Source organism: Rhizobacter sp. P3_B12 (genome assembly GCF_056402895.1).
Genome location: NZ_JBFUGN010000945.1, coordinates 1 through 2,384, shown reverse-complemented (window position 1 = coordinate 2,384; position 2,384 = coordinate 1). Strand labels below are relative to the sequence as shown.

The following is a 2,384-nucleotide window of genomic DNA, read 5'->3' as shown; positions in this document are numbered from 1 at the left end:
CCGCAAGTTCCAGCTCGTGCGCACCTGGGGCGGCATGGTCGAGCCCGTCTATGCCGCGGCGGATGACGCCCGCGTCTTCCTGGGCGGCGCGCTCGCCGACCCGAGAACCTACGACATCGGGCCGAGCGGCGTGCTGACCTTCAACGTGCCGGTGGCGACCGGCCTGCCGGTGACCTGGGCCGGGCACTTCTACTGGCGCGTGCGCTTCAAGCAGGACGAGACCGAGGTGTCTCAGTTCCTGCGGCAGCTGTGGGAAGCGCGCAGCGTCGAGCTGATCACGGTGAAGCCCTGAGCACCCGACGATGAGAACACCGTCCTGGGAGAAGGCGCCTGGCGCGCTGGCCGAACTGCTGAACTCCGAGCTCGAGCTCGGCTGCATCGACCTCTACACCTTCACGCTGCCGGGCGGCCTGGTGCTGCGYTGGACGAGTGCCGACCAGGCSATCAYGGTCAACGGMACGACCTGGTCGCTCGGGCCGGGCCTGCGYCGCAGYCGCACSCGGCTGAGCGTCGGCATCGAGGTCGACAGCCTGGAYGTGACSGTCTACGAGCTGSCGGCGGACCTCGACAGCGARGAGCGGGCGATGCAGCTCAACGGCACGCCGCTGCTGGCCTAYATCGCACGCGGCGGCTTCGAGCACGCGCGGCTGCAGCTGGAGCGCGCCTTCCTGCCSGCGRTGGACATGGCGAGCCTGAACCCGCCGATCGCCGGCACGCTGGTGTGGTTCACCGGYCGGGTCGCGRCGACGCAGGGTGACCGCACGCAGCAGCAGCTCAGCATCAAGAGCGACACCGAGCAGCTCGACGTGATGGTGCCSGCCGAGGTSTAYCAGCCKGGCTGCTCGAACACGCTCTACGACGCKGCCTGYGGCGTGAACCGCGATGCGAAGACSGTGACCAGCGTCGCCAACACCGCGAGCGATGCCACGCGCACGCGCTTCGGGCAYGGGCTCGGCCAGGCTGCTGGCTACTTCGACCTCGGCGTCGTGCGCTTCCTGACCGGGCCGAACACCGGCATCGGCCGCACTGTGAAGCGCCACATCGCGGGCACTGGCGGCAGCRCCGGCAAYGAGATCACCGTGCTGCAGCCGTTCCCATTCCCGATCGCGCCGGGCGACAGCTTCGCGATCTACCCCGGCTGCGACAAGACCCAGAGCATCTGCAAAGCCAAGTTCAACAACGTGATCCGTTTCCGCGGCAAGCCCTACGTGCCGGCCGCCGAGACGGTGATGTGAGCCCTATGACCCTGAACGAACCGATCGAAGCTCAACAACGCCAGGCGGTGATCGGCGAGGCACTGACCTGGCTGGGCACGCCGTACCACCACCACGGTCGCCTGAAGGGTGTGGGCGTCGACTGCGGGCAGAGCCTGTGCGCGATCTACGAGGCCGCCGACGTGACGGCGCCGATCGACCCGGGCACATACAGCACCGCCTGGCACCTGCATCGCAGCGAGGAGCTGTACGTGCAATGGCTCGAACGCGTCGGTGCCGTGCGCACCGAGCAGCCGCAGGCCGGCGACGTGGCGCTGTTCCGCTTCGGTCGCACCTTCAGTCACGGCGGTGTGCTGGTCGACCGGCACATGGTGCTGCACGCGTACGTCCATCAGGCGGTGATCCTGACGCGGCTCGACGAGGCGCCGCTCGCCGGCCGACCGGTGCAGTTCTGGACGCTGTGGCCGGCTGCCGATGTGTCGGTGATGAGCGCTGTGCAGGCGCCTGCACACACCCCAGTGGAGGCCTGACATGGGCGGCCGCACCACGATCTCCAGCAGCGAAACCCGCATCGAAGCGCTGAAGCTGCAGAGCAGCGCGCAGGGCGTGACGATCCCCGTCGTCTACGGCGTGAACCAGATCAGCGGGAACCTGATCTGGTACGGCGACTTCAAGGCGGTCCCGCACACCACCAGTCAGTCCGCAGGCAAAGGCGGCGGCGGGGTCACGTCCGAGAGCACGACGTACACCTACAGCGCGTCCGTGATGATGGGCCTGTGTCACGGCCAGATGAACGGCGTGCCGCGGATCTGGCGCGGCAAGAAGCTCTACAACGGAGGGATCCGCGGCGACCAGTTCGCCTCGGTGCGCAAGATCTACGCTGTGCCGGGCGGCGGTCCGATGTCGACCACGCTCGATGCCGCGTTCGCGTCGATCCAGGCGGTGTACGTCCCGCTTTTCTTCCTGAAGTCGCAGCTCGCCAACGGCGTGGACTACTCGGTCGACACCGAGGGCGAGCTCGCCGTCGTCAAGATCCTGAACGACAAGTACCGCGGCATGGCGGTGACGATCGACTACCTGGTCGTCACCGCCGGCACGAAGCAGAGCGCGCTGGACGAACTGGGCCTCAGCTTCAAGACCGGCGCGCTCGGCCAGGCGCCGTGGTCGGTC

General features: G+C 68.2%; 4 protein-coding genes. All 4 read left to right on the top strand.

The window, feature by feature from the left end:
- On the top strand, positions 1–292 hold a 292-nt coding region (locus AC1D01_RS30495; protein ID WP_477873106.1), incomplete at its 5' end, for a DUF2460 domain-containing protein.
- A 10-nt stretch (positions 293–302) separates the two neighbouring features.
- Positions 303–1,235, top strand: a complete 933-nt coding sequence (locus tag AC1D01_RS30490) for a DUF2163 domain-containing protein (RefSeq protein WP_477873104.1) — start codon at positions 303–305, stop codon at positions 1,233–1,235.
- Between the two features lie 5 nt (positions 1,236–1,240).
- A complete protein-coding gene (locus AC1D01_RS30485) occupies positions 1,241–1,744 on the top strand; it encodes an NlpC/P60 family protein (protein WP_477873102.1) in 504 nt (167 codons plus the stop codon).
- A 1-nt stretch (position 1,745) separates the two neighbouring features.
- The coding region (locus tag AC1D01_RS30480; protein ID WP_477873100.1) for a hypothetical protein at positions 1,746–2,384 on the top strand (639 nt) is incomplete at its 3' end.